23 protein-coding genes are annotated in these 23,359 nt (G+C 65.0%); 13 read left to right on the top strand and 10 right to left on the bottom strand.

Annotation, left to right across the window (positions count from 1 at the left end; all coding sequences use genetic code 11):
• Positions 1-70: 70 nt before the first annotated feature.
• From QMZ05_RS33245 to QMZ05_RS33230, 4 genes are read right to left on the bottom strand one after another with little or no spacing between them, the layout of a single operon-like run.
• Entirely contained in the window at positions 71-1,261 is a 1,191-nt protein-coding gene (locus QMZ05_RS33245) for a Xaa-Pro peptidase family protein (RefSeq protein WP_353704597.1), read from the bottom strand.
• Positions 1,262-1,279: 18 nt separating this feature from the next.
• Entirely contained in the window at positions 1,280-2,686 is a 1,407-nt protein-coding gene (locus QMZ05_RS33240) for an MFS transporter (protein ID WP_353704596.1), read from the bottom strand.
• 18 nt (positions 2,687-2,704) lie between these two features.
• Positions 2,705-3,496, bottom strand: coding sequence for an alpha/beta hydrolase (locus QMZ05_RS33235; RefSeq protein ID WP_353704595.1), 792 nt, complete (start codon positions 3,494-3,496; stop codon positions 2,705-2,707).
• 11 nt (positions 3,497-3,507) lie between these two features.
• Entirely contained in the window at positions 3,508-5,127 is a 1,620-nt protein-coding gene (locus QMZ05_RS33230; protein ID WP_353704594.1) for an FAD-dependent monooxygenase, read from the bottom strand.
• Positions 5,128-5,236: 109 nt separating this feature from the next.
• On the opposite strand from QMZ05_RS33230, the gene QMZ05_RS33225 reads away from it, so the two are divergent.
• The 8 genes from QMZ05_RS33225 (at position 5,237) to QMZ05_RS33190 (ending at position 12,188) form a co-directional block, all read left to right on the top strand.
• A complete protein-coding gene (locus QMZ05_RS33225; protein WP_353704593.1) occupies positions 5,237-6,133 on the top strand; it encodes a LysR family transcriptional regulator in 897 nt (298 codons plus the stop codon).
• A 288-nt stretch (positions 6,134-6,421) separates the two neighbouring features.
• Positions 6,422-7,795, top strand: coding sequence for an aromatic ring-hydroxylating dioxygenase subunit alpha (locus tag QMZ05_RS33220; protein ID WP_353704592.1), 1,374 nt, complete (start codon positions 6,422-6,424; stop codon positions 7,793-7,795).
• Positions 7,795-8,310: an aromatic-ring-hydroxylating dioxygenase subunit beta gene (locus tag QMZ05_RS33215; protein ID WP_353704591.1), complete on the top strand. Its 516-nt coding sequence runs from the start codon at positions 7,795-7,797 to the stop codon at positions 8,308-8,310. The genes QMZ05_RS33220 and QMZ05_RS33215 overlap by 1 nt, the downstream gene beginning before the upstream one ends.
• 8 nt (positions 8,311-8,318) lie before the next feature.
• On the top strand, positions 8,319-8,642 hold the full coding sequence (locus QMZ05_RS33210; protein WP_353704590.1) for a non-heme iron oxygenase ferredoxin subunit: 324 nt from the start codon (positions 8,319-8,321) through the stop codon (positions 8,640-8,642).
• A 39-nt stretch (positions 8,643-8,681) separates the two neighbouring features.
• On the top strand, positions 8,682-9,995 hold the full coding sequence (locus QMZ05_RS33205; RefSeq protein ID WP_353704589.1) for an MFS transporter: 1,314 nt from the start codon (positions 8,682-8,684) through the stop codon (positions 9,993-9,995).
• 77 nt (positions 9,996-10,072) lie between these two features.
• On the top strand, positions 10,073-10,585 hold the full coding sequence (locus QMZ05_RS33200) for a MarR family transcriptional regulator (RefSeq protein WP_353704588.1): 513 nt from the start codon (positions 10,073-10,075) through the stop codon (positions 10,583-10,585).
• 147 nt (positions 10,586-10,732) lie between these two features.
• Positions 10,733-11,014, top strand: a complete 282-nt coding sequence (locus QMZ05_RS33195; protein ID WP_074127324.1) for a hypothetical protein — start codon at positions 10,733-10,735, stop codon at positions 11,012-11,014.
• Positions 11,015-11,234: 220 nt separating this feature from the next.
• Positions 11,235-12,188: a helix-turn-helix domain-containing protein gene (locus QMZ05_RS33190; RefSeq protein ID WP_353704587.1), complete on the top strand. Its 954-nt coding sequence runs from the start codon at positions 11,235-11,237 to the stop codon at positions 12,186-12,188.
• Positions 12,189-12,217: 29 nt separating this feature from the next.
• On the opposite strand, the gene QMZ05_RS33185 is transcribed toward QMZ05_RS33190, so the two are convergent.
• On the bottom strand, positions 12,218-13,087 hold the full coding sequence (locus QMZ05_RS33185) for a DUF2066 domain-containing protein (RefSeq protein WP_353704586.1): 870 nt from the start codon (positions 13,085-13,087) through the stop codon (positions 12,218-12,220).
• Positions 13,088-13,301: 214 nt separating this feature from the next.
• Here QMZ05_RS33185 and QMZ05_RS33180 point away from each other — a divergent pair, with 214 nt between their 5' ends.
• Positions 13,302-14,315 carry an NAD(P)-dependent alcohol dehydrogenase gene (locus QMZ05_RS33180; protein WP_353704585.1) on the top strand — a complete coding sequence of 338 codons (1,014 nt, stop codon included), beginning with the start codon at positions 13,302-13,304 and terminating at the stop codon, positions 14,313-14,315.
• An 18-nt stretch (positions 14,316-14,333) separates the two neighbouring features.
• On the opposite strand, the gene QMZ05_RS33175 is transcribed toward QMZ05_RS33180, so the two are convergent.
• Complete coding sequence (locus QMZ05_RS33175; RefSeq protein WP_353704584.1) at positions 14,334-15,107, bottom strand: enoyl-CoA hydratase-related protein; 774 nt, start codon at positions 15,105-15,107, stop codon at positions 14,334-14,336.
• 104 nt (positions 15,108-15,211) lie between these two features.
• On the opposite strand from QMZ05_RS33175, the gene QMZ05_RS33170 reads away from it, so the two are divergent.
• The 3 genes from QMZ05_RS33170 (at position 15,212) to QMZ05_RS33160 (ending at position 18,508) form a co-directional block, all read left to right on the top strand.
• Entirely contained in the window at positions 15,212-16,801 is a 1,590-nt protein-coding gene (locus QMZ05_RS33170; RefSeq protein ID WP_353704583.1) for a gamma-glutamyltransferase, read from the top strand.
• Positions 16,802-16,845: 44 nt separating this feature from the next.
• Entirely contained in the window at positions 16,846-17,700 is an 855-nt protein-coding gene (locus QMZ05_RS33165) for an enoyl-CoA hydratase-related protein (RefSeq protein ID WP_353704582.1), read from the top strand.
• Positions 17,701-18,193: 493 nt separating this feature from the next.
• Entirely contained in the window at positions 18,194-18,508 is a 315-nt protein-coding gene (locus tag QMZ05_RS33160; protein WP_353704581.1) for an NIPSNAP family protein, read from the top strand.
• Between the two features lie 60 nt (positions 18,509-18,568).
• Here the strand turns inward: QMZ05_RS33160 and QMZ05_RS33155 are convergent, their stop codons facing one another.
• From QMZ05_RS33155 to QMZ05_RS33140, 4 genes are all read right to left on the bottom strand, one after another.
• On the bottom strand, positions 18,569-19,861 hold the full coding sequence (locus QMZ05_RS33155) for an FAD-binding oxidoreductase (RefSeq protein ID WP_353704580.1): 1,293 nt from the start codon (positions 19,859-19,861) through the stop codon (positions 18,569-18,571).
• Positions 19,862-20,101: 240 nt separating this feature from the next.
• Complete coding sequence (locus QMZ05_RS33150) at positions 20,102-20,833, bottom strand: amino acid ABC transporter ATP-binding protein (protein WP_353704579.1); 732 nt, start codon at positions 20,831-20,833, stop codon at positions 20,102-20,104.
• Positions 20,830-21,483, bottom strand: a complete 654-nt coding sequence (locus tag QMZ05_RS33145; protein WP_342727384.1) for an amino acid ABC transporter permease — start codon at positions 21,481-21,483, stop codon at positions 20,830-20,832. Before QMZ05_RS33145 ends, QMZ05_RS33150 begins: the two co-directional genes overlap by 4 nt.
• Before the next feature lie 154 nt (positions 21,484-21,637).
• On the bottom strand, positions 21,638-22,405 hold the full coding sequence (locus QMZ05_RS33140) for an ABC transporter substrate-binding protein (protein ID WP_353704578.1): 768 nt from the start codon (positions 22,403-22,405) through the stop codon (positions 21,638-21,640).
• A gap of 182 nt (positions 22,406-22,587) precedes the next feature.
• Between QMZ05_RS33140 and QMZ05_RS33135 the strand changes: the two genes are divergently transcribed.
• On the top strand, positions 22,588-23,247 hold the full coding sequence (locus tag QMZ05_RS33135; protein WP_353704577.1) for a cupin domain-containing protein: 660 nt from the start codon (positions 22,588-22,590) through the stop codon (positions 23,245-23,247).
• Positions 23,248-23,359 lie beyond the last annotated feature (112 nt).

The following is a 23,359-nucleotide window of genomic DNA, read 5'->3' as shown; positions in this document are numbered from 1 at the left end:
GACAGGCGCCTCCAGCACCGCTGGCTCAATCGGTGACCCATCCAAACATGCCGCCCTGGCGTTGACCGGTTCACGCCATGAGACGCAACGAATTCCATTCCCGGCCATGGTCGCCGGGCGCTTCCCAGCCCGATTCGGTGACGATCAGCGTGTCCTCGAGCTTGATGTAGCCGCGCGCCGGATGCAGCAGCGCGGTTTCGATCGAGATCACCATCCCGCGTTCGAGCGGCCGATCTGCATCATACGGCGAATAAGGCACCGGACCGATTGCGGTCAGGCGCGGCGCCTCGTGACTGACGAGCCCGATGCCGTGCGCGGTGAAGTCGAGCACAGCGCGATGCGGCGACGATTTTACCGTAGCCTCCCCCGCCGCAATGATATCACCGCCCATGGCGCCCGGCCGGATCGCGCGCCGCGCCGCCTGCTGGATGTCCTCGACCTGTTGCAGCAACTCGCGCAATTCGGCGTCGGGCTCACCCAGGATGCCCATGCGGCTGAGGTCGCCGATATAGCCCCGGTAGTTTCCGCCGGAATCGATCGAGATCACGTCACCCTCCGTGAGCCGCTGGTTCGACGGCGCGCGGTTATGGCTCTTGCCGGCGGCGATCAGGCAATATTCGAACACGAGATCGCGTTCCTGCTCCTCGCGGCGCAGACGCGCGACGATGTCGTTCTTGGTCATGCCGGGCACACAGCTCCCGAACGTCGCCAACATCGCATCGACGACCCGTTCAGAGGCCTCCCTGATGAGATCGAGTTCCGCGGGAGATTTCACTGCACGAAGGCGTTCGAGGGTGAAATGGGCCTCGCGCAGCTCGACATCGGCGAGTCCCGCAAGCAGATGATCCCTGGCATCGGCCGGCAGGAAGCTTGCCTCGATACCGACGCGCCTTGCCGTAGCCCCGAGCTTCCTCACATGATCGACCGCGTGCCCGATCGCATCAATCGTTCCCCAGCTTCCCGTCTTGACGAGCGGCGTCCATATCCGTCCGAGATCGTGCTCGAACTTTTCCATGCGGTTGCCGATGTAGATCGCATTTTCCGGATGTGCCTTCTGATAGACGAACACCGGCAGATATCGGCTCGTGCCGATCGCCTCCATGACGTCGAAGAAAAAGAAGCGATATCCGCCCAGCAGGTACTGTACGTTATGCCGCGAGGTCGCGATCAGGACGTCGAGGCCCGCTTCGTCCATCAGCCGGTCGAGCTTCGCGGTGTCGAACGGCGTCGTTGTTGCGATCGTGTCGTGCGCATTGTCCATGGATTGACCTTCCGTTCTTCAAGTTGCCGTTTTCGCGGCCAGCGGCTTCGGTGCGGCGCCTGCGTTCTCGCCGAACAGCGCCACCGGGCGTCCGTGCGGCTCGACGCCGAGGAATGTAAAGGCAAGCCCGATCAGGAGGCCCGCGCCGGCCAGAAAGCAAAACGCCGGCATCACCGCCGATGCGGTCGCGCTGGGATGCACGACGTTATCTGCGCCGGCGATCACTGCGAGGCACAGCGGACCGACGATCTTGCCGACCCCGTTTGACAGCTGAGCAAGGCCGACCGCGCGCCCCGACAGCTGGACCGGAAAGATCTCCGCGGGATAGGGCCCGATGTTCGAGAATCCGCCATCGAAGAACACGGCGCCGACGATCAGGAACACCAGGAACAGCGGCACCGAGCCGGCGAAGTCGTTGTGGAAATAGGCGGCCAGCGCCAGCGAGACCGCGGTGCCATAACCCATCAACTCGCCACACGGCTTGCGGCCGATCCGATGGGCGAGGAAGGCGAAGCCGGTCCTGCCGACAACGCCGGCGAGGCTGACATAGATGAACATCTTCGCCGCATCCTGGGGCGCGACGCCAAGCAGCAGCGCCACGATGGTCGGTCCCCACAGGAAAACGCCGTAGTTTGCGGTGCTGGCGCCGAACCAGATCAGGACCGTCAACCAGAAGCGCCGTTGCTCGGCAAAGAGATCGGCAAATGTCGCCTTGTTCGCCGGCGGCAGCGTGGGCAAGGCGAACTCATCGCCGCCGACCCGATAGAGTTTTCGGATGCTGGCCTGCGCCTCCCGCACACGACCCTTGCTGATCAGCCAGCGCGGCGATTCCGGCATGATGAACATGGTCAGAACCGCAAGGATGATCGGCAGAAACCCGACCGCCGCCAATCCGCGCCAGCCAACCAGCGGCAACAGGAAACTCGCCGTCACCGATGCCGAAAGCACGCCAAAGGCGACCGGAACGACCACGAGGCTCGTGACCAGGGTGCGGTGACGGGTCGGCGCGAATTCGACGATCGCCGGAACCGCCGCCGCCGCGCCCGCGGCAAGGCCGAAGCCCACGAAGAAGCGCAGGATCGCAAACGCAACCCAGCCGTCTTCCGGAATGAACGCGATCGCGCCCGAGGTCAGGCCGCACAGCAGAACGCCGGCAACCGCCAACGGCTTGCGCCCGAAGCGATCGGCGAGGACCCCCGCGGCGAACGCCCCGAGCATCGCCCCGATGCCGGCGCTCATCAGCATGATCGAGGTCTGCCCGAACGTCAGGTGCCATTTCGGCGCCAGCACCGAGACCAGAAACCCGACCACGAAGAAATCGAAGAAATCGACCACGCCGGAAATGGCGAAGATGATGATCGATAGCCAATAGCGCGTCGTCACCGGCGCTTCGTCGAACGGCACTGCGTTCGTTTGCTCTGCCATGGTCTCCCCCTGTTGTTGTCAAGCCGCCTTCTTTTTTGAATTCAGGAATGCCGTCACTGCCTTAGCCACCCGCTCGGGGGCCTGGATCGAAGCGACATGGCCCACATCTGCAATGGTCTTCATTTCGACGCGCGCAAGATCGCGGGCGAGCGCAAATGTCTCCACATTCGGGATTAGCCGGTCGTCAGCACCCGCAAGCAGCAAGGTCGGACGATCAAAGCGCGTCAGATCGGCGGCGACAGGCTGCGCGAGCAAGGCGCCACGCCGTGCCTTCTGGCCGTCGTCGCGGCTCGAGCCACGAAAGATGTCGATCAGTTCGGGCCGCGCGCGCAGGTAATCCGGCGGGAAAAAGAACTCCGCTATCTTCGGCGCGTTGCCGGCGGTGTCCGCGCGGTACGACGCGAGCTTGCGGAAGACATCCGCATTGACGTCGAGCGGGCTCTTGTTGACCTTCCAGGTACTGCTCAGGATCAAGCGGTCGATGCGGCCCGGATGGCGGGCCGCGAGCACCTGCGCGATCTGCCCGCCCAGCGAGGTTCCGAAGACATGAGCACGATCGTAGCCGAGCCCTCCGATCAAAGCCGCGGCATCATCAGCCAGATCCGCGAGCGAATAGGGCGACGATGGATTTCTGGTCGCGCCGGAATCGCGCTGATCGTAGGCGATCACGGTGAAGTGGGCGGACAACTCGCGGGCAAGGCCGTCGAACATCGAGTGATCGGCCTCACCGCCATGCAGCAGCACGATCGGCTCGCCGCGTCCGGTCTTCTCAAATGCCGTGACCACACCTTGGGCTTCGAGCGATTGCATCGGAGACCTCCCTAATGCAGCAAGGTCGAGAGCGCGCCGGCCAGTTCCTTCGCCGGGTCCGACGGCAGCCACGGCATCCGCCACGCCACATGTCCATCGGGACGCACCAGCACGGCGCCGCGCATGCCCAATTGGAATCCCTCTGCCGGATCGGCTGACGGCAATTGCTTCAGCGAGAGCGGCAAGCGGGTCTTCTCCGATACCTGCCTGCCCGCCTCCAGCCACTCGCTGCCCAGCGGACCGGTGACGACGGTGAACTCCTTGTCGAACCAGTCGAGCGTCGATTTCTTGCGCGAAGGCTCGAGCCACATATGCGGGAAGCGTGCGCCGGGACGATCGGACGGCGTGTAGTAACGGGAGTTCAACGCCTTCGCGACGGTGCCATCGGGGATCACCGCGCCCTCCTCATAATTGTGGCCGAGGTTTTGGCCGATGCTGTGCAAATGATTGTCCATGTCGTTGATCCAGAACTTGATCCGGTCCGGATTGCGCGACCGCACGGCATCATCGGTCAGCCCGAAGCGCAGCCTGTTGCCGTAACTGAAATTGGCGTTGGACTGCGCGATCGGGCGGCGCTCGCTGGAATAGCTGTCGAGCAGCTTTTCATCCGCGAGGCCCTTCAGCACGAAGGCGAGCTTCCAGGCGAGATTATGCGCATCCTGAACGCCCGAGTTCAGACCGAAGCCGCCGGTCGGCGGAAAGCGATGGGCGCAGTCGCCGACCAGAAACACCCGACCCTTTCGAAAGGTCTCGGCCACCTGCATGCTGACGCGCCAGATCGAACGGTTCAAAAGCGTGACATCGAGGTCGGGAATGCCGACATGGCCGCGCGCGATCTCGATGAACTCCTGGTCGGTCCACGGCCGCTCGCGATCGTCCTTGGTCAGGCCGATCTGCGTCACCGTCAGCCAGCGATCCCGGCCATTGGTGTTCAGGATGCCGGCGCGCGGCAGATCGGGCCTTTCGGGGACGATGATGAAGCCGGCGGCTTCGCGCGCGATCGGCAGCCGCGACAGGTCGGCGCGCCAATACTCGTTCGACATCACCGCCAGCGTCGAGGGCCCGACCATGTCGATCCCGGCGCTGCGCCGGGTCTGGCTGCCCGCGCCATCGGCGGCGATCAAGTAAGTCGCCGTCCAATGCGTGACCTCGCCGGTTTTTTCGCAACGCGTCGTGACGCTGACGCCGCTGTTGGTCTCCTCGAACGATTCGCAGGAGGTGTTGAACAGGACCGTGGCGTGCTTGGACTTCTCGACCACCCGCAGGATCTCTTCCTCGACGGCGTCCTGGGCGACCAGGCTCTTCCAGGCGGGCGTATGACCGACATTCGGTTCGGGACGGGTGCGGCCGAACTCGTGCCCCGCGATGCTGTCGAGGAACACGAACATGTCAGAATTGTCCTGCAGGCCGCGATCGCGGATCGCCTGCTCGATCCCCCACTGCCGGAAGATCTCCATGGTGCGGACCCAGCAGCCGCGCGACTTGGGATGATCCGTCGTCGTCGGGCTCTTCTCGACCACCACGCAGTCGATGCCGAAGCGGTCGAGCAGCAGCGACATCGCAAGTCCCACCGGCCCGCCGCCGGCGATGAATACGGACGTCCGGCGTGCCTCATCGGTGGCGATGCCCATGCTGGTGTCTCCTCTGTTTGATCGTTGAGCGGAGACTGCGCTCTTTTTGCTATCTCACAAGAATATGTTTGATATGGTTTCCATCTCAATTTGAGATGGAGTATCCGCCATGGACCTGCGGCAGATCCGCTATTTCGTCGCCGTCGCCGAGCGTGGCGGCTTTGCCGCCGCAGCCAGCACGCTGAACGTCGCCCAGTCGGCGCTCAGCCGCCACGTCAAGGAGCTCGAGGACGAACTGGGCGGCGCCCTGCTCGAACGCGGCGCGCGCGGCGTCTCGGTCACGGAGTCAGGCAAGGTGCTGCTCGCGCGCGGCCGCTGGCTGCTCGGCGCTATCGACGACATCAAGGCCGAGGTGCGCACGGAAAATCGCGAGCCCAGCGGTACGGTGCGGATCGGCGCGCCGCCGAGCCTCGGCGATGTCATCTACGCGCCGCTGGCCCAGAGATTCGTGAAGCAGTTTCCGCGCGTGCGGCTCGAGTTGAATGAGGGATTGACCGAGAACCTGTCCGAACGCCTGTTGCGGGGCGAGCTCGATCTGGCGATCGTGACGACGCCGTCCCCCAACGATCACCTCGACTATGAGATGCTTGTCGTCGAGCAGGTGTTCCTGATCGGACCGCCGCGCGATCCGCTGCTGAAGCGCGGCAGGCTGACCCGCAAGGAGTTCGACGCGCTGCCATCCGCTGTGGCGCCGCTCAGCCGCAACCCGTTCCCGCCGACCATGCTCTGCGCGGTGCGGGTCGACAACAGCACACCGATGAAACGCATGGTGGCCTCGGGCCTCGGCTATGCCTTGCTGCCGTTCTCCGGCATTCACCAGGAGGTCGCCGCCGGCGTGCTGTCGGCGTCGCTGTTGCCATGGATGCACGCCGACCGCGTGCTGGCGCTGCCGCGCGGCCGGCCGGTCAGCCGCGCAACGCGCGAGGCGATCGCCGCGCTGAAGACGATCTGCCGCGGCCTGATCGCCGAGGGAATCATCCTGACGGCGCCGGCGCGCAAGATGTGAACGCGCTACGCCGTTCGAAAACGATCGGCTCATTCCGCGTTGTAGCCCGGCGCGCGGGGCTCCATTCGCTGCATCCCACCAGCCGTTCGAGACGACCGGCCTGGCCCGGCCTCTGCTTCCGGCCCACCAAGCGTCTTGACCATAGTTGTCATGACAACTATAGAGTCATTCCAAGATTGGCGATCAAGCCGGCTGTTTCCGCCATGGACGCACGAGAGCCGTGAAGGCTCTGCGGGCGACCTCGGGGTTTGCCTTGTGCAGCCGGCGGCAAGTCGAAGGGAGGACGTGATGAACGCTGCTTCGCAGAACCACGCGGCTAGGCTGCGGGAGATTTCCCGGCTCATTGACGACCGCCCCGCCGAACGCATCTTCGAAGTCGATCGCCGGATCTTCACAGATCCCGACGTGTTCGACGCCGAGCTCCGGCATATCTTCGAGGCCACGTGGAATTTCATCGGCCTTGAATCTCAGATCGCCCGGCCCAACGATTTCGTCACCACCCATATCGGCCGGCATCCGATTCTCGTGATGCGGAGCGCCGACGGCAAGGTCGGCGCATTCCTCAACACCTGCCGGCATCGTGGAACGATCGTCTGCCCCTTCAAGCAGGGCCGGCAGAAATTCCATGTCTGTCGTTATCATGGCTGGGCCTATGACTCGAGCGGCCGCAACATCTCGGTGACGGAGCAACCGAGTGGGCAATATCCGCCGTCCTTCTCGAACCAGAATCACGACCTGCTCCCGGTCGCCCGGCTCGGCTCGTATCGCGGTTTCCTGTTCGCAAGCCTCTCGGCCGACGTTCCGCCGCTGGAAGAATTCCTCGGCGATACCCGCGCCTTCCTCGATCTCATCATCGACCAGAGCGACAGCGGCGAGGTCGAGTTCGTGCCGGGCGCCACCACCTATACGTTCGACGCCAACTGGAAGCTGCAGTTCGAGAACGGTCTCGACTACTATCATTTCGCGACCACGCACAGCTCCTACGTCGACATCCTGAAGAAGCGCAACGCCGCCGCGGGAACAGACGCGGGATTCACCGCGGAGCCGGAGGGCGAGCAGGAAGGGCAAGGCAGCTTCAGCTTCGACCATGGCCACGCCGTCAACTGGTCGATCAAGCGCACGCAGCTCTACGGCCGGCCGCTCGGCATGGATCCGGCGCGCCTCGATGCCGTGCGGCAGCGGGTCGGCAGCACCCGCGCCAAATGGATGCTCCGCCAGCGCAACCTCACGATTTTTCCGAACCTGCAGGTCATCGACATCCTGTCCGCGCAGGTGCGAACCTGGCGGCCGCTGGCGCCCGACAAGACCGAGATGGTGTCGCATTGTCTCGCTCCGGTCGGAGAAAGCGCCGCCGCGCGCACGCTTCGTATTCGCAATTACGAAGACTTCTTTAACGCCTCCGGGCTCGCGAGCTCCGACGACAACGTGATGTACGAATTCTGCCAGACCGGCTATGAGGCGACCACCGCCGCACCCACGCAAGGCTATCTGCGCGGCGTCGCAGACGTCGGCCGCGGCGACAGCGTGCACACGCGCGAACTCGGCGTAACCCCGTCCGAATGGTCGTTCGGTCCCCCGAGCTTCGGCGGCGAGACCAATTTCCACCCCGGCTATCGCGAATGGCGCAGGCTGTTGCAGCGCGCTGCGGGGGAGACGGTGTGATGGCTGGCAGCGCAATCGAACAAGCAGAGGTCCACGCGATCGCCGCCGCGACCATCTATCGTGAAGCCCGTCTGCTCGACACCGGCGAATGGGCCGACTGGGTCGCGATGTACAGCGAGGATGCCGTCTATTGGGTGCCGGCATGGCTCGACGAATACACCACCACCAATGATCCCAACACGCAGGTCTCGCTGCTCTATCACAATGCACGGCGCGGGCTGGAAGAGCGGATCGCGCGCATCGAGTCGCGCAAATCGATCACCGCGCTGCCGCTGCCGCGCACCGTGCACCAGATCTCGAACCTCGAAGCCTCCGAGACCGGGCCTGACGAAATCACCTGTCATTCGGTGTTCTCGGTCCACGTCTACGACCCGCGCGTGGCGAAGGAGCATCTGCGCCACGGGCGCTATCAGCACACGCTGAGGCGTGACGGCGACAGCTGGAAGATCGCGCGCAAGGTCATCACGCTGGTCAACGACCGGGTCCCGACCGTGCTCGATTTCTACAGCATCTGAGAGAACACATGACGGATCAGGGAACCTGGCACGACGGTGCCGCACTCAGCGCGCTGAACGAAGGCGAGCCGTACGGCATCGAAATCGGCCATCATCACATCGCGCTCTATCGAGTCGGCAACGAATACTACGCCACCAGCAACATCTGCACCCATGCGGAGGCGCTGCTGTCCGACGGCATGCTGGACGGCTGCGAGATCGAATGCCCGCTGCATATGGGCCGCTTCGACATCCGAACCGGCGAGGCGCTGACCAGCCCGGTCGAGATCGACATCCAGACCTATCCGGTCCGCGTGGCGGGCGACCGGCTGGAAGTCTGCCTGCCCGCATAATCCAACCAATGAGAAAATCAAAAATCGGGGGAAACAGGGATGACCGAAGTCGTGATGGACAAGGCGGCGATAACGACCGCCGATCCGGAGATCGAACGCACCACGATCCGCAAGGTCGCGCTGCGCCTGATGTGGTTCGTGATGGCGATGTACTTTCTCGCCATTCTCGACCGCGGCAATATCTCCTTTGCCGCGCTGCAGATGAACAAGGAGCTCGGACTCAATGCCGAGATGTTCGGTATCGCGGTCGGCATCATGTACTTCACCTACGCGATCTTCGAGATCCCGAGCAATCTGATCCTCAGCAAGTACGGCGCTCGCGTCACGCTGACGCGGATCGCGATCCTGTGGGGCATCGCCACGGTGCTGATGGCCTTCACGCAGGGCCCGCTCAGCCTCTATGCATTCCGCGGCTTCCTCGGCTTTGCCGAGTCCGGCCTGTTTCCCGGCGTCATGCTGCTGCTGAGCCTCTGGTTTCCGTTCAGCTACCGCGCCCGCTACAACGCGATGTTCAATTATGCGGTGCCGATCTCCTATATCTTCGCCTCCCTGATCTCCGGCGCCATCCTCGAGCTGAATGGAACGTTCGGCATCTCCGGCTGGAAATGGCTGTTCATCCTCGAAGGCGTGCCGCCCATCATCCTGGGGATCGTCGGCATCTTCTACCTGACCGACCGCCCGCAGCAGGCGAAATGGCTGTCGACGGCGCAGCGCAACTGGCTGACCGGCGCGCTGGAGCGCGACGCCAAGGCGACCGGGGTGGTGCATGCCGAGGGCGTGCTCAGGACCATCACCAAACCGATGGTGCTGCTGTTCGGCTTCTGCAATTTCGGCCTGTTCTGCGGGCTGGCGTCGCTGTTCCCCTGGCTGCCGCAGATCATCAAGTCGTTCGGCCTGCCGAATTCCCAGGTCGGCTTCGTGACGGCGATCCCGCCGATCGCCGGCCTGATCGGCATGATCGCCTTGTCGCGGCACTCCGATCATGTCGGCGAGCGCTTCTATTATGCGGCGACGACTTTCGTGATCGCGGCCGCCGGCTTCGCGATCGCCGCCTTCTCGACAGCGCCGATCTGGATCATCATCGGCTTCATGGTCGCCAATGTCGGCGTCTACGGCACGCAGGCGGTGTTCTGGACCATCCCGCAGTCCTACATGTCGCGGCAGAGCGCGCCGGGCGCGATCGGCCTGGTCGGCATGATCGGCAGCATCGGAGGTGCGACGATCCCGATCGTGATCGGACGCGCCAAGGACGCCTCGGGCAGTTTCACCATCGGGTTCCTCGTGGTAACAGGCGTCCTCCTCCTCGCGGCGGTCCTGGTCTTGATCGCCCGCTCTCAACTCGTGAAAGAATGAAAAGCCGGACTGCCACAAGCCGAACCAAGGCGACTGCCCCGCGTCGCGCCCCGCAAGAGGACGCACGCTCCGAACTGGTGATTGATTTCGAGCGTTACGTGCCGACGGTGCTGTCGAGCCTGGTCGCGAAGCTGCGCGCCAACGCCAACGCGTTCTTCCCGCAGGCCTATGGCGTCTCGCTCGCGGAATGGCGGGTGCTGTCCTTCCTCAGGGAGCACGAGCCCGCAAGCGCCTACGACATCTGGACCAACGCGCAGCTGGACAAGGCCGTCGTCAGCCGCGAGACGACGTCGCTCAAGAAAAAGGGTCTGATCGAACTGACCCCGGTCCGCGGCAGTGCCCGGAACCGGACCGAGATCCGCCTGACAGCCCAGGGCGTGGCGCTGCTCGACCGCAGCCTCGACGAAATCCTGCGCCGGCACAGCAACCTCACGGCCGGCCTCGACGCCAAGGCGCTCGATGCTTTCTTCCGTGTCGTCGATCACATCGAGCACCGTATTCCTCACATGGCCGACCAGTCCGGAGATGCCGTGCCGGCGCACGCACCGGTCAAGCGGATTGCGAAGCGGAGGCCGCCGAGCGGCGCCTGAAAGCGACGGGCCGGGAAGACGGCGAGCGCGCAGACGAAAATGCGAGTCACGTGGCGGTGAGTGCACAGGGAACCCGGGCGTAATTTATGTTTCAGTAAGCAAGTTGTAGCTAGGATCGATCAGTGCGTTGCGTATGGGAGACTTCCAGTGATCGACTTTGACGAACTTCGTAGTATCGCCGCGGATGTTCGTATCTTCATCGACGCATCGGAAGACAAGGGCGGTGCCTTGAAGGCCATCGTCGACGCCTATGACGTCGTGCTCGGTATCTTCCCGGCTGGCCCCGGAATGGACCTTCACGTGGTCAAGGGCAACGAGGTGCTCAATCACATCGCACAGACCCAGGCCTCGACCGGCTTCACGCACACCGCCATCGCATTCCAGACCCGCGAACAGGCGGTTGCGCTTGAGCACTTGATGGCGGCCTAACGATCGGCGCGCTGCCAAAAGCTGCGCATTTCGCTTTAGGATCAAACGATTGCCCGCCATTCAGCGGGCGATATGCACTTTGTGCCAGTCCCCCCGCCAACGTGCGCGGTCTGCCAAAACGACGCCCCCGCCCCGTCAATTCCGCACCGTCGTCCGCGTTGCCTTCCCGAGCAAAACCGGCAAGAATCCCGTTCACGATTCCGCCGTGGGAAGCGTGGATATGGGCAAGCATCTGTCGGTTCACACCGGCGAGCTTGACGGCTTCGAGGGGCTCCACGACGCCGTCAAAGGTTCGCATGTCGAAGTCATGCAGCTCGAGCGCGGCAAGCTGCGCGGCACCTTGTCTCACGTCGGGATCGGCGATTTTTCGCTCAGCATCGGCGCGTTCAATGTCGGGGTCCGCACCCAGCGCACGTCCGCCGACGACAAGCTGATCATCGGAATGCTGCTCCATGCGACGGACCGCGTCACGCACTGGGCATTCGACATGCAGCCGGCCGACGTGCTGGTGATCCCTCCGTCGGTCGAGCATGACGGGGTGTTTCACCGGGCCTCGTCCTATGCGGCGATTCGCTTTGACATGGCCGATCTTCCCGACCTGTTCGGCGGCGAACCGCGGCTCGCCGATGCCGAAACATGGCAGGCGAAGAACCACTTTCGTGCCGACCCGGCCATCGGCATGAGCGCTGCCGACCGGCTGCCGCAGATCATCTCGCATCTCGCCCGGTATCCGGACGCGCTGTCGGAAGCGTCGGCCGAATTCTGGAAGCGCGCGATCATCGACTGCGTGACCGCGACGGTTGTCACGTCGCTGCCATCAGACGGAACCAGCTATCTGCCGTCGGCGATGAAGCTGGTGCGCGACGTCGAGGACTATCTGCACGCCGCCGGCGCCCGCCCGGTCCATGTCTCGGAAATCTGCACCGAGCTTCGGCTGTCGCGGCGCAGCCTGCACCGCGCCTTCCACGAGGTGTTCGGCGTCGGCCCGGTAACGTTCCTGCGCTACAAGCGGCTTTGCATGATCCGTTCGATCCTGCGCGAAAGCCGGCCGGAGCAGACCACCGTTTCCAAGGTTGCGATCGAACAGGGCTTCATCGAGCTCGGGCGTTTCTCGCAATATTACCGCGCGATGTTCGGGGAATACCCGTCGCAGACGCTCGGCTACGCCGGTTAGACCGAGCCGGCCGCCGCGCCTGCGCAGGCTCATTTCGATCGCCCCGGATCGCCATTGCCGGACAGCACCTGCGCGGCGCCGCCGACGCCGCGGCGGAAGGCTTCATCGAAGGTGACGCCGCGGAACTGCCATTTGTAGTCCCGGCCGTGCCAGGCCATCCGCCATTGCGTGGCCCAGCCGAGGTCCTTGTCATCCCAGACCAGTTTCCCGACCAGGGTGGCCTCGCCGCCCTGCGGCGTTACGATCGAGTTCAACTTCGCCGGCGGCTCCTTCAGGAGCTCCGCCGCCGTGACGCTGGCGCGCGCCAATGCGGCCGTATCCGGCAGCACGAAGCGCATGCCGCGCTTGCCGGCCGCAGCCGCGAGCGCGTCGCGCTGCAAATCGGACTGCGTCCCGTCCGACGTGACGATATAATCCTTCGGACCATGCAGCATCTCGACGAGGACACCGAGCTCCGGCCGCTGCGATCGCCACGGCTTGAGCCCGAGCTTGCCGAGAATGCCGTCGACCTTCTTGTCGTCGAACGCCACCGTCAGGTCGTAGGGCCGGTCGCGGGTGCCCTGCTCGTCATGATGCGGCTTGCCGGCATATTGGTCGTGATAGTCGAAACTGGCGACGAACTCCTTGGCCCTGGATTTGTAGCCTGCGAGACGGCGGTCGCTTGCCAGCATCGGCTGCCCGGAGACCTTGATCAGGACGTCCTCCAGACATGCACCGAAGCCGATGATGCGGTTCGGCTCGCCCTGGCCGGTGACGACGGTCTGCGCGCGGTAAAGGCTGTCGTCGGCCGCCGCCATCACGATACCGCAACAGGTCAAAGCCGCAGCGAGCAGCACGCGGACCACGCTGCGTGCGAGCGTGGCGATCGGATTGCGCTTCGTCTCAAGCAAGGCAGCCATGGTCACCTCCGCCCGGTCACATCATCGAGGGCACAGCTTGGCGGTATTTTTCGGTAGCGCCAAGGTGTTCGGGCATGGGCGCCATTTCACCGGCGGCACCGCGCGCTATGGCCACGCGGGGCCAGGCTGACATATGCTTGGTACATGTGCGGCGGCGCCGAGAGCGCGGCCCAAGACGACAACACCGACAAGAACATTCAGCAGGAGACGTCCCGTGAAATGCTATGAATTGCAAGGCCCCGGCGGCGTCGACGCGCTTGCGCTGGTCGACAAGCCGGTTCCGCAGGCCGGCCACGGCGAAGTCCTGGTGCGGCTGAAGGCGGCGACGCTGAACTATCGCGACCTGCTCACGGTCAAGGGCGGCTACGGCTCGCGGCAGAAATTTCCGCTGGTACCGGTCTCCGACGGCGCCGGCGTCGTCGAGTCGGTCGGCCCCGGAGTGAGAAGCTTCGCACCCGGCGATCGCGTGATCGGCAGCTTTTTCGAAAGCTGGCTCGGCGGCGAGCCGAGCGAGGCGCGGATGCGCGCAGCACTCGGCGGCAGCGTCGACGGCGTGCTGACCGAGTACCGCGTCTTCCCGGAGCACGCGCTGGTGCGCACGCCGGACCATCTCAGCGACATCGAGGCTGCCGCATTGCCGTGCGCCGGCCTCACCGCGTGGAGCGCGGTGGTCAAGCTCGGCGACATCAAGCCGGGACAGACGGTGCTGACCCAGGGTACCGGCGGCGTCTCGCTGTTCGCGCTGCAATTCGCCAAGATGTGCGGCGCCCGCGTCATCGCCACCTCGTCCAGCGACGCCAAGATCGCGCGGCTGAAACAACTCGGCGCCGATGTCACGCTCAACTACAAGGCCACCCCCGATTGGGGCAAGAAGGCGCGCGAGCTGACCGGGCGCGGCGTCGATCTGGTCGTCGAGGTCGGCGGCGTCGGCACGCTGAACGAGTCGATCCGTGCCACCAGGATCGGCGGCACGATCGCCTTCATCGGCGTGCTCGCCGGCCCCGCCTCCTCCGACAGCCGGCTGCCGCTGATGGTGATGCAGCAGCAGCGGCTGCAGGGCGTCACCGTCGGCTCGATCGAGGACCTGCAGGCGCTGTGCGACGGCATCAGCATGCACGGCGTCAAGCCTATGATCGACAAGGTGTTCGCGTTCGATGAGGTCAAGGACGCCTTCGCCCACATGGCAAGCGGCGCGCATTTCGGCAAGATCGCGATTGCGATCGGCTAGCACCGTCGCGGCCAAGCCCTAGCGCCCCGTGAACTGGGCCTTGCGCTTCTCGACGAAGGCCTTGCGGCCTTCCTGCGCATCGGCGCTTTCGCGGATCACCTGCTGCAGCTCGATCTCGCGGCGGAACTGCTCGGCGTAGCTCGCGTGCTCGCTCTCCTCGAGCAGCTGCCGTGTCGCGACCAGCGCGCGCGTCGGGCCATCGGCGAGGCGACCGGCGAGCGCCTTCGCCTCGTCGAGCAGCTTCGCGTCATCGACGACGTCGCGCACCAATCCCCACTCCTTGGCCCGCTCGGCCGACAGCGGCTCGTTCAGCAGCATCAGGTCGAGCGCCCGTTGGCGCCCGATCAGGCGCGGCAGCAGCCAGGTCGAGCCGAGGTCGGGCACCAGGCCGATCCGGCTGAACACCTGGATGAAGCTCGCCGAGCGCGCGGCCAGGATGATGTCGCCGGACATCGCAAGGCTGAAGCCGCCGCCGGCTGCGACGCCGTTGGCCGCGACCACCACCGGCATCTGGCACTCGCGCAGAGCCTGCATCGCCGGCCAATAGTGCTTCATCACGCCGACATAGATGTTGTCGCCGAGCGAGTTGAACGCCTTGAGATTCTGCCCGGAGCAGAAGCCGCGCCCCTCCCCGGTCAGGATCAGGGCGCGAATACCGGGGTCGACACCCATCTCGCCGATCGCGTGCGCGAGATCGCCGAGCAGTTCCGGCGTCATCGCGTTCAGGCTGGCCGGATCGTTCAGCGTCAGGATACCGACCTTGCCGTCCCGTTCGCGCTTCACACCGTTCATTTTCCGCTCCCTGAAATTGGTTCTTGTTGTTGCACTGACAGTGCCATGCCTGACATGCTACGCCAACGCGCCCCACCCGCAACAAGAACAGCGAAAGCAACGCCATGTCCGACCGGTTCTCCAACTCGCAAGTGATCCGCAAGCCCGCCGTCAGCGCCAAGGGCGGCATCGTCGCCGCGCAGTCGCGCAAGGCGGCCGAGGTCGGCGCGGAGGTCTTGGCAGCGGGCGGCGATTGCGTCGACGCCGTGATTGCAACCACCTTTGCCCTTGGCGTGCTGGAGCCGTGGATGAGCGGCGCCGGCGGCGGCGGCGCGATGGTGCTGTATCGCGCCAAGGAGAACCGCGTCGAGGTGATCGACTATGGCATGCGCGCGCCCGACGGCCTGCGCCTCGAGGATTATCCGCTGACCGGCGGCGCGGCCTCCGACCTGTTCCCCTGGGCTCGCGTCAAGGACGACCGCAACCTGCACGGCCCCGGCTCGATCGCGGTGCCCGGCGTCGTCGCCGGCATGGAAGAGGCGCATCGCCGCCACGCCAAAATGCCCTGGAAGGATTTGCTGGCGCCGAGCGTCAAGCTCGCCGGCGAAGGCCTGCTGGTCGATTGGTGGACCACCGGGATGATCGCAAGCTCCGCTGCCGATCTGCGGCGCTATCCCGCCAGCGCCGCGGCGTATCTGCTGGATGGCCTGCCGCCGAATGCGCAATGGGGCATCAAGTCTGTGGTCCGCATGCCGCAGGACACGCTGAAGGCGACGATGGCGCAGCTTGCCGCGGCGGGCCCGCGCGATTTCTACGAAGGCGATCTGGCGCGCAGCATCGCCGACGATATCCAGGCCGCCGGCGGCGCGCTGTCGGTGCGCGATCTCGCCGCCTTCCGCGCCCATCTGCGCGAGCCGCTCAAGATTCCCTATCGCGGCGGCACGGTCTACGCGACGCCGGAACTGACCGCGGGGCCCACCATGGCGCGCACGCTCGGTCTCCTGCAGAAGGCGCTCACGCCCGCGCAGGGCGGTCCGGACGCTGTAGCCTACGCGGCCTATGCCGAGGCACTGCAAGCCGCCTATCGCGAACGGCTGAAGGACATGGGCGACGTCGACGGCCGCCGCGCGCTCGGCGCGGAGGCGATCGCCCCATCCTGCACCACGCATTTCTCCGCGGTCGACCGCGACGGCAACATGGCCGCGGTGACGCAGACCCTGCTGTCGACCTTCGGCTCCAAATTCGTGACGCCGAACACCGGGCTCACCATGAACAACGGCATCATGTGGTTCGATCCGGTGCAAGGCAATCCGAACTCGCTCGCGCCCGGCAAGCGTTGCCTGACCAACTACACACCCGTCGTGGCGCAAGCCGCCGACGGCCGCACGCTTGCTGTGGGCGCATCCGGCGGCCGTCGCATCCTGCCCGCGGTGTCGCAGCTGCTCTCCTTCGTGATGGATTACGGCATGGATCTCGACACCGCGATCCATCAGCCACGCATCGATGCCAGCGAGGGCGCGGTCGTGATCGGCGATGTCCGCCTGCCGCAAGCTGTGCGTGAGGCGCTGCGCGGCCGCTTCGACTATGAGGAGGCACGCATCCAGACCCAGCCAAAGAAGTTCGCCTGCCCCAGCATCGTGCTGCGCGATGGCACGACAAACAGCGGCGCCACCGAGCCGTTTCATCCGTGGAGCGATGCAATCGCGGAAGGATGAGAAGGTCACGGCGCGATAACAACAACAATCTCGGGAGGGCCGTCATGAACTACCAACAGATCGCATGCGACGTCGACGGCTCCCTGATGGTCGTCACGCTCAACCGGCCCGACAAGCTCAACGCCTACACCGGAACGATGGGCGCGGAGATCGCCGACGCGTTCCAGCGCGCCGATGAGGACGACGGCGTCCGCGCGATCATGGTCACCGGCGCGGGCCGCGCGTTCTGCGCCGGCGCCGACGTCTCCGGCGGCGCGAGCAGCTTCGACACCTCCGGCAGCCACGGCGCCGGTGTGTTCGCAAGCGCCGGCCAGCGCAGCGGCCGCTTCGTCGAGGCCATCTTCAACTGCCGCAAACCTTCGATCGCCGCGATCAACGGCGCTGCGGTCGGCGTCGGCATCACCATGACGCTGCCGATGGATATCCGCATCGCATCGCGCGGCGCCAAGATCGGCTTCATCTTCGCGCGCCGCGGGCTGGTGCCGGAGGCCGGCAGCGCCTGGTTCCTGCCAAAGCTCGTCGGCCTGCCGCAGTCGTTGCGCTGGTGCCTGTCCGGCCGCACCTTCGATGCAGACGAGGCCCTGCAAGGTGGCCTCGTCAGCGAGGTGGTCGAGCCGGACGCCCTACTGGAGCGGGCACGGCAGATCGCCCACGAGATGACGGCGGAGACCTCGGCCGTGTCGATCGCGCTGACCCGCCAAATGCTCTGGCGCTTCGCCGGCGCGCCCGACCCGTTCGAACTGCTCGCGATCGACAAGCCGATGTCGGTCGAGCGCGGCGGCCACGCCGACGTGCGCGAAGGCGTGCAGTCCTTCATCGAGAAGCGGAAACCGGCCTTTCCGGGCAAGGTCTCGCAGGACATGCCGAGCCAGTATCCCTGGTGGCCGGTGGAGGATTGACGCGGGGTCGCATCGTGCTTCGAGCCGATGTCGCGCCTCGCCCACCACTGTCGTCCCGGGAAAGCCGGGACCCATAGTCCGCGGCGGGTGTTGTGATCGGGATTCGTCGTCCCAACATCGCTCACCAATAACCATTCGTGGTTATGGGTCCCTGCTTTCGCAGGGACGACGGTGAGGATGGTTCACGATTCAAGACGCCAAATTGCGCAGTGTCATCACCCGCGAAAGCGGGTGATCCAGTATTCCAGAGACGGTTGTGCTTGAGCCGAGAGGCCGCGGCGTACTGGATCGCCCGGTCCCGTCTACGCCAAGGCTTCGACGAGGCTACAAGTCCCTGGCGCGCCGAAGCTTTAGCGGAGGCGGCGAGCCGGGCGATGACAGGTGAGGGTCGTGTTCAATCGGCAACACCCTCGAGCGGACGCCGCGGCATGGACCGAATCCATCGCTGCGCTATAGTGAGACGCCTTGGTCAACGATGGTTGGAGCACCGCGGATGATTACCTGCTACCTGCGTTATGAGATCAGGCTGGGCAAGCTCGCCGACTTCGAGGCCTATGCCACCATGTGGCTTGAGCTGCTGCCGCGGTTTGGCGGCATCCATCACGGCTACTTCCTGCCATCGGAAGGCGCGAGCGACGTCGCGTTGGCGATGTTCAGCTTTCCGAGCTTCGCCGCCTACGAGCAATATCGGAAGGATTCCGCCGCCGATCCGGACGTGCAGAAAGCGATAGCTTTCGCCAAGGAGACCGGCTGCTTCACGCGCTATGATCGGTCGTTCTTCCGGCCGTTGTTTCCGAAGGCGGCGTAAGGTCCGGGAGGCCAGCTGCGGGGGCATTCGCGCCGATCGACCACTCCCGGTTTCGATCGCCTACACCCCGAGCTTGTCCCGCACCCGCCCGGTGAGCACCGCCGTGGTGACGCCGACCCGCCAGAAGACGTGCATCGGGATCGGCTTGATGCCGGTCACCGGCATGTCGATCTCCGCCTTGACACCGCCGACCAGGCGGCGGGCGAGTTGCGCGCCCATCGCGGTCGAGAGCGCGACGCCGCGGCCGTTGCAGCCGAGCGAGATCAGCAGGTTTTCCGCGGGCTCATGGACGTGCGGATAGTGATCGGCGGTGATGGCGAGGCGGCTGTTCCAGCCATGGGTCCAATTGATGCCCCTGAGCTGCGGCCACAGCCGCTCGGCGTAGCGGATCAGATAGGCGACGTCGGCCGGCTTGCTGATCCAGCGCATCGGACCGCGACCTCCCATCAAGAGCCGATTGTGCTGGTCGATACGGTAATAGACCGTGATATGACCGCTCTCGTAGAGCACCGGGCGCGTTGGCATGATCGAACGCGCGACCGCGTCGGACAGCGGCGCGGTGGCTGCGATCGACGAGAACACCGGCACGATGGTGCGGCGAAGCGCCGGCCAGAGATCATCGGTAAAGCCATTGGTCGCGAGCAGCACCTTGTCGGCGTGCACGACCGCACACGGCGTCTCGATCCGCCAGCGATTGCCGTCGCGGCGCAGCGACAGCGCCGGCGTCTCGCCATGGACGGCAACGCCGGCCCCGATCGCGGCGCGCGCCAGACCCCGCGCGTAACTCAGCGGATGCAGATCGCCGCCGCGCGCATCGAGCATCGCGCAGAGGTAGCGGTCGCTGCCGGTCATCTCGCGTAGTTCGGCGGCGTTGAGCAGCTTCACCGGCATGCCGCGCTGGATGCACTGTTTCGCTGTGGCCGCGATCGCCGCGGCACTGGCCTCGTTGTAGGCGGCGCGCAGCGTGCCGTTCTGCCGCGCCTCGCACGGGATCTGGTAACGGCGGATCAGATCATGGGTGAAGTTGGTGGTGCCGTAGGAAAATGCGATCATGCGGCGGCCGAGATCGGCGCCGAAATCCTGCTCGATCTGGTCGGGGTCGTGCTTCAGCCCGGGATTGGTCTGCCCGCCATTGTTGCCGGATGCACCCCAGCCCGGCTCCTGCGCCTCCAGCACGATCGCAAGCACGCCCTGCTCGGCAAGATGCAGCGCGGTCGACAGCCCGGTGAAGCCGCCGCCGATGATCGCGACCGGCACGGTCTTGTCAGATGTTAGCAGGGGTGTTGGCGTCGCCTCGACCGCGGTGTCGGCATAGAGGCTCGGGGGGAGAGGAAGGCGGGTGGAAGTGGTCATAGGAAGTTACCGAACTGAGACGAGATGATGAGGATGTGCAGGCGCTGCCACGCACTCCCTTCACCTCTCCCGCTTGCGGGGGAGGTCGTATCGCATCGCAGATGCGATACGGGTGGGGGCTTTCTCCACACAAAGACTCCGACTCGTGGCGAGACCCCCACCCCGGCCCTCCCCCGCAAGCGGGAGAGGGAGGACGGCGCCGATGCGGCAGCCTCTCGATCCGATGTCACCATGATCAAATCACAGCGGATGCAGCACGCGGCGCAGGAAATCCTGGGTACGCGGGTGCTGCGGTTGGTTGAGGACGGATTTGGCGGCGCCCTGCTCGACGATGACGCCGCCATCGATGAACAGCACGCGGTCGGCGACGTCGCGGGCAAAGCCCATCTCATGGGTGACGACCACCATGGTCATACCGTCATCGGCGAGCTTGCGCATCACCGAGAGCACCTCACCAACCAGTTCGGGATCGAGCGCGGAAGTCGGCTCGTCGAACAGGATCGCCTTCGGCTGCATCGCCAGCGCCCGGGCGATCGCGACGCGCTGCTGCTGGCCGCCGGAGAGCTTTGGCGGATGCACCTCGGCCTTGTCGGCGAGGCCGACCTGCGCCAGCAGCGCGCGGCCGCGGGCGACGGCCTGCTCGCGCGGCTCCTTCTTCACATAGAGCGGGCCCTCGATGACGTTCTCGAGCGCGGTGCGATGCGGAAACAGGTTGAAGCGCTGGAACACCATCGACACCTGTGAGCGGATCGCAACGATCGAGCGGTCGCCCTGATCGACGCGCGCGCCCTCGACGCTGATCTCGCCGCGATCGTAGCTCTCGAGCCCGTTGATGCAGCGCAGGATGGTCGACTTGCCGGAGCCTGACGGACCGATGATGCAGACCACCTCGCTCTTGGCGACGGAGGCGGTGATGCCCTTCAGCACCTCGACCTTGCCAAAGCTCTTGTGGACGTCGCGAAGCTCGATCATTTGCGGTTCGCCTTGTTCTCGAAGTGCCGAACCAGCAGGATGAGCGGAATGCTCATGGTGAGGTACATCAGCGCAACCAGCGTGAACACGCTGGTGTTCTTGAAGGTCGAGGAGGCGATCAGCTTACCCTGCAGCGCGAGCTCGGCGACCGTGATGGTCGAGGCCTGCGAGGAATCCTTCAGCATCATGATCATGATGTTGCCGTAGGGCGGCAGGATGATCCTGACCGCCTGCGGCAGCACCACGCGGCGCATGGTGAGCCACCAGCCCATGCCGATGGTCTGCGCGGCCTCGATCTGCCCCTTGTCGATCGCCTCGATGCCGGCGCGGAAATTTTCCGCCTGATAGGCCGAATAGGCGATGCCGAGCCCGATGATCGCGGCCTGCAACGCTGAGAGCGCGATGCCGAAATCGGGCATCACGAAATAGATGTAGAACAGCAGCACGATGATCGGAATGCCGCGGATCACATTGATCAGCGCGGCACTGAGGCCGACAAGGATGCCGATGCCGGACACCCGCATCAGCGCCCACACCAGCCCGAGCACGGTCGACAGCAACAGCGAGCCGACCGTGACGACGATGGTCAGCCAGACACCCTGCAACAGGATCGGCACGAACTCGACGGCATCGTGGAAGAATTTTTGCATCGGCTCACATTATGGAAGCGTCATTGCGAGCGGAGCGAAGCAATCCATCGGTCCGCAAACACGGAGAGATGGATTGCTTCGTCGCAAGCGCTCCTCGCAATGACGCGGAGAATGCAGTGAAGCTCAATGCCAACTCTCATCGGGGCACACGCCGTCACGACGCACTCGCCTTCTGGCCCCACTTCTCCAGAATCTTAGCGATCGTGCCGTTGGCCTTCAGCTTTGCCAGCGAGGCGTTGATCTTGGCGAGCAGCTCGGTGTCGCTCTTGCGGACGCCGATCGCGACGGTGCCGACGGTGACCGGCTTGTAGCCGTCGACCAGACGGACGTCGGCGAAATTGCCTTGCTGCAGATTGTAGGCGAGGATCGGATAGTCGGCGAAGCCGGCCTTGAGGCGGCCCGCGTTCACGTCGCGCAGGATGTCGGGAATGGTGTCGTAGACCTTCACCTCGCTGAACAGCCCGGTCTTCTTCAGCGCATCGACAAAGGCCGTTCCGACCTGGGCGCCAACCACCGTGCCCTTCAGATCCTCCTGCGTGGCATAGGCCTTGGTGTCGGTCTTCGGCACCACCAAGCCCTCACCATAGGTGTAGACCGGATCGGAGAAGTCGATCACCTCCTTGCGCGCGGCGGTGGCGAACATCGCGGCGGCGATGATGTCGATCTTGTTCGCGGTCAGCGAGGGGATCAGCGCCGAGAACTGCATCGGCTCGATCTGCACGGTAAAGCCGGCGTCCTTGCCGATCTCGGTGGCGAGATCGACCATGATGCCCTGGATCGAATTGGTCTTGGTGTCGAGGAAGGTGAAGGGAATGCCGGTCGGCGTCGAGCCGACCTTGAGCACCTGCTGCGCCACTGACGGCGCGCTCACGGCAAGGGCAAGCGCCGCGACCGCGGCCTGAACGAGACGCTGAAAGGACATCGCACCACCTCCCGAAGCTGGCCTTGGCGCCGTATCGCCCGCGAGTTTCGCGCTTTTGGTTGCGGGCGACGCCGTTCCGGCCTATTTTCACCAATATGAAATTGTGGTCACGAAACCGCAGCCAATGCAAGCGGTTTTCATGCACATGAAGGAAGCTGTGTGACGTGAGTGGCGGCAGGAGAATGCGCAAGAGCGCGGCAGCGAAGCCCGTGACGGCACGCCGCGCGGCCAAAAAGCCGGCCAAGAAGCTGGATAAGAAGCCGGCCGAGCCCGCGATGGATCTCGCGGTCGGACGCCGCATCCGCGACCTGCGCCGCAGCAAGCAGATGTCGCTGGAGCTGGTTGCCGCGCGCACCGATTTGTCGATCGGCTTCATCAGCCAGATCGAGCGCGGCCTTTCGTCGCCCTCGCTGCGCGTGCTGGCGACCTTGGCCGACGTGCTCGGCGTCGGCATCGCCGCGCTGTTTGGCGCGACACCGAAGGATGACAACACCGGCGGCGTCGTGACCCGCGAGGTGCAGCGCGCCGAGCTGAAACTGTGGCGCACCGGAATCTCAAAGCAGCTGCTGAGCCCCGCCGGCAGCGAGAGCGGGCTCAATCTGTTCCTGGTGCATCTCGAACCCGGCGGCAACACCGGCGACGAGTTCTATACCCATGACGGCGAAGAGGCCGGCCTTGTGCTGCAGGGCGAGATGACGCTGACGGTGGACACCGAGACCTGGACGCTGAAGCAGGGCGACAGCTTTCGCTTCGCAAGCCGCCGCCCGCACCGGTTCTCCAATCCGGCGCGCGATGCCAAGGCCGTGGTGCTGTGGGTGAACTGCGTGACGGCGGCGGGATAAGGCATCGCTCCCTCACCGTCGTCCCGGCGAAAGCCCTAGGGCATGCACAGATCTCTGAGGCTCCATCCTGCGGCGACGGCGTGGAAGTGTTCGAGGCCGGTTTTGAAGGTGA

The organism is Bradyrhizobium sp. INPA03-11B, assembly GCF_040446015.1.
Lineage (GTDB): Bacteria > Pseudomonadota > Alphaproteobacteria > Rhizobiales > Xanthobacteraceae > Bradyrhizobium > Bradyrhizobium macuxiense_A.
Note: the sequence above shows the minus strand (reverse complement) of the source record. Positions and strands in the feature narration are given on the sequence as shown.